The sequence below is a fragment of the Amycolatopsis rhizosphaerae genome, from assembly GCF_007713715.1.
Taxonomy (GTDB): Bacteria; Actinomycetota; Actinomycetes; order Mycobacteriales; family Pseudonocardiaceae; genus Amycolatopsis_E; species Amycolatopsis_E rhizosphaerae.
Genome location: NZ_VJWX01000663.1, coordinates 1 through 3,281, shown reverse-complemented (window position 1 = coordinate 3,281; position 3,281 = coordinate 1). Strand labels below are relative to the sequence as shown.

Here is a 3,281-nt window from a genome sequence, read left to right as displayed (position 1 = left end):
GCCCTCGTGAGCCGAGTCGAGAAAGCGTTTCCGCTGCTCACCGTCCAGTTCGAGGGCGTCGGCCAGCGCCTCGGCCGATCGCCGCTGCGCGGCCTGGGCGCGGCCGCGTTCCAGCTCGCGCAGCGCACGGACGCTCACGCCCGACCGCTCCGCCAGCTCGGCCTGGGTCAGCCCGGCCGCCTGCCGGTGCCTGAGCAGCAGCGCGCCGAACCCCGTTTCGTTGACACATCCCTCGTTCACCACCGTCCATTCAACCGGCAGAACTGCCGCCACGAAAAGCTGCCGGTCGTTCCGCCTCGTCCTGGGGGGCCAGGTTCGGTTTGCTGTGCGCATGTCTTCGCGTAGTGCGTGGGCGGATCCTGCCGCCCAGGATGGCAGGCCGAAGCTGCACGCCGTGCCGGTCCGCCGTCCGGCCGTCCGGGTTTCGCTGGTGGCCACCGATCCGTTCGTCCGTGCCGGCCTGGTCAGCGAACTGCGGGAGAAACCGGGGCTGCACCTGGTGGACGCGCAGGACGAGGCCGGCCCCGACGTGGTGGTGGCGGTGGCCGACCTCGGCCCCGAACTCCGGGAGATCGCGGAGAAGGCGCCGGACGCCCGTCTGGTGCTGATCACCGACCAGACCCGGCCCGCCCAGCTGTGGGCGGCCATCGAGCACGGACTGCTGGTGCTGGTGCCCAGGGCGGAGGCGACCACCGCGCGCCTGCTGCGGGCGATCGCCGACGCGCACCAGGGCCGGGGCGATCTGCCCGCCGAGCAGCTCGGTTCGTTGCTGCGGGGGCTGTCGCGCCTGCAGCAGGAGGTCCTCGCGCCCCGCGACCTGACGCTGAGCGGACTGTCCCGGCGCGAGACCGAGGTGCTGCGACTGCTCGCGAACGGTCTCGACACCGCGGAGATCGCCGCGGCGATGACCTACTCCGAGCGGACGGTGAAGAACATCCTGCACGGGCTGCTGTCCCGGCTGGGACTGCGCAACCGGACGCATGCCGTCGCCTACGCGCTGCGCGAAGGAATCATCTGAGGCGTCGGCCACCCCAGAGCCGATGTGCCGCGAGGGACCCCCTCACGGCCGTATCTGCCGTGAGGGACCCCCTCACGGCACTTCCCCTGGTGGCGCCGGGCGCGGCGGGTGATCCCCACGCCGCCCGGCGCCACTCCGGACACACCCGCAGAATGGACTAGACCATTCAGGCGGTGTCCCCCCTCGTCCGTTGACGGCCGGCCGAGACCGTCGCTAGCTTCGGGATTTCCCCTAGTCGAGGAGGGATTCCCGGTGCTCACCCGTCGCTCGTTCCTGGGCCTTTCCGCCGCACTCACCGGGAGCGCTCTGTTCTCCGGACCACTGCGAGCCGAGGCGGCCACACCGGACACGTTCACCCTGAACCTGGTCAACGAGTCCGGATCGGGCTCGGTCTACGCCACCGTCACCGGAACCGCCCCGGACGGCAGGCTGGTCCTGCTCAAGGCGGACGGCTCGGCGTACTACCCCGCCTCACCGGCGTCGACGCTCACCCCGCTGCCGGAGAACTGCGCCCTCGCGGTCGGCGCCGGACGCCAGGTGAGCGTGCCGAAGATGGCGGGCGCGCGGATCTACGTGAGCACCGGCGAACCGCTCGACTTCTTCCTCAACCCCGGACCGGCCCTGGTGCACCCCAGCTTCCTCAACACCAGCGACCCCAACTTCACCCGGAACTGGTCCTTCGCCGAGTTCACCTTCAACGACATCCAGCTCTACGCCAACATCAGCTACGTCGACTTCGCGGGGCTGCCGCTGGGCCTGTCGCTGACCACCGCCTCCTCCGGCACCCGGACCGTGGCGGGACTGCCCTCCGGCTCGGTGGCCCCGATCGCCGCCGAGCTGACGGCCCAGGGGGCGAACTGGGCGCAGCTCGTCCAGAACGGGCCGGACGGCCGGGTGCTGCGCGTGCTCAGCGCCCACCACCGGCCGGAGGCGTTCAGCGGTTACCTCGACGGCTACCTCGACCAGGTCTGGCAGCGCTACAGCGGCCAGGACCTGGTGGTGGACAGCCAGAACCCGGCGCTGGGCAGTTTCACCGGGCGGGTCCGCGACGGACTGCTCGTCTTCGGCAACGGCGAGAGCTTCGCCAAGCCCTCCACCGCCGACGTGTGGAGCTGCGACAGCGGGCCGTTCGCGATTCCGGCGGGCAGCAGCGACGCGCGGCGGGCGATCGTCCCGCGGCTGGCCGCGGCGCTCAACCGCACCACCCTGCTGGACAATCCGAACCAACCGGACGGCGAGGATCCGGCCCGCTTCTACCAGAACGCGGTGACCAACCACTACGCCCGCATCGTGCACGCGAAGCTGCCGGACAACCGCGGCTACGCCTTCCCCTACGACGACGTCACGCCGGGCCCGGACTTCAGCGGCGCGGTGTTCGCCGGCGATCCCGTGGTCCTCGGCGTCCGCATTGGCGCGACCGCGGCCTGACCTGCTTCACTGAAGGCCCAGCGATCTTGACGGAATGCGGGGCGGCGATGGACACCGAGGTGCTGGCCTTCGACATCTTCGGCACGACAGTGGACTGGTACACCGGGGTCGCCGAACAGGCGCGCGAGATCTTCGCGGACCTGGGCATCGACGCGGATCCCGGCGGGTTCGCCCTGGACTGGCGCGACCGGTACCTGCCCTCGATGGCCCGTGTCCGCGAGCACGAGCGCGACTGGGCCTACCTCGACACGCTGCACCGCGAGTCGCTGGACGACATCCTGGCCGAACGCGGCCTGTCCGATGCCGTCGGCGAGGCCGCGCGAGCGCGGCTGGTGCACGCGTGGCACCGGCTGCCCGCGTGGAACGACGTCGCCGAAGGACTGGCCCGGCTGCGCTCCCGGTACGTGCTGGCGGCCCTGTCCAACGGCGGGTTCGCACTGCTGACCCACCTGGTCAAGGCGGCGGCCCTGCCCTTCGACTGCATCCTGTCGGCGGAACTGGCCCAGACGTACAAGCCGGACGCGAAGGTGTACCGGACGGCCGCGAGCCTGCTCGACGTGGCGCCCTCCCGGGTGCTGATGGTCGCCGCGCACGGGTGGGATCTCGAAGGCGCCGCGGCGGCCGGCCTGCGGACCGCCTTCGTGGAGCGCCCCCGGGAGAAGGGCCCGCACCGAGCGGCCGACCAGGCCGCCGGCATCACCGCCGACCTGAAGGTCGACAGCTTCACCGCCCTCGCCGACGCCCTCCTCTCCTGACACCGCCGGGGTTGCGGATTGCCGTGAGGGGACCCCTCACGGTCGTATCGGCCAGGGCTCCGGCAATGTCGGGTGAGTGG

Annotated in this window: 4 protein-coding genes; 3 read left to right on the top strand and 1 reads right to left on the bottom strand. The window is 71.6% G+C overall.

All coding sequences use genetic code 11. The features are described 5' to 3' along the window. The coding region (locus FNH05_RS35165) for a helix-turn-helix domain-containing protein (protein ID WP_246128134.1) at positions 1 to 240 on the bottom strand (240 nt) is incomplete at its 3' end. Between the two features lie 91 nt (positions 241 to 331). Here FNH05_RS35165 and FNH05_RS35160 point away from each other — a divergent pair. The 3 genes from FNH05_RS35160 to FNH05_RS35150 all read left to right on the top strand — a co-directional run bounded on the left by FNH05_RS35160 (position 332) and on the right by FNH05_RS35150 (position 3,201). Next, on the top strand, positions 332 to 1,018 hold the full coding sequence (locus tag FNH05_RS35160) for a helix-turn-helix transcriptional regulator (protein WP_144593161.1): 687 nt from the start codon (positions 332 to 334) through the stop codon (positions 1,016 to 1,018). Positions 1,019 to 1,270: 252 nt separating this feature from the next. Next, the gene (locus FNH05_RS35155; RefSeq protein WP_144593160.1) at positions 1,271 to 2,446 is read left to right on the top strand and encodes a glycoside hydrolase family 64 protein; all 1,176 of its coding nucleotides are present in this window, start codon (positions 1,271 to 1,273) and stop codon (positions 2,444 to 2,446) included. A gap of 47 nt (positions 2,447 to 2,493) precedes the next feature. Then, positions 2,494 to 3,201 (top strand): haloacid dehalogenase type II, encoded by a 708-nt coding sequence (locus tag FNH05_RS35150; protein WP_144593159.1) that lies wholly within the window; start codon positions 2,494 to 2,496, stop codon positions 3,199 to 3,201. The last annotated feature ends 80 nt before the right edge of the window (positions 3,202 to 3,281 follow it).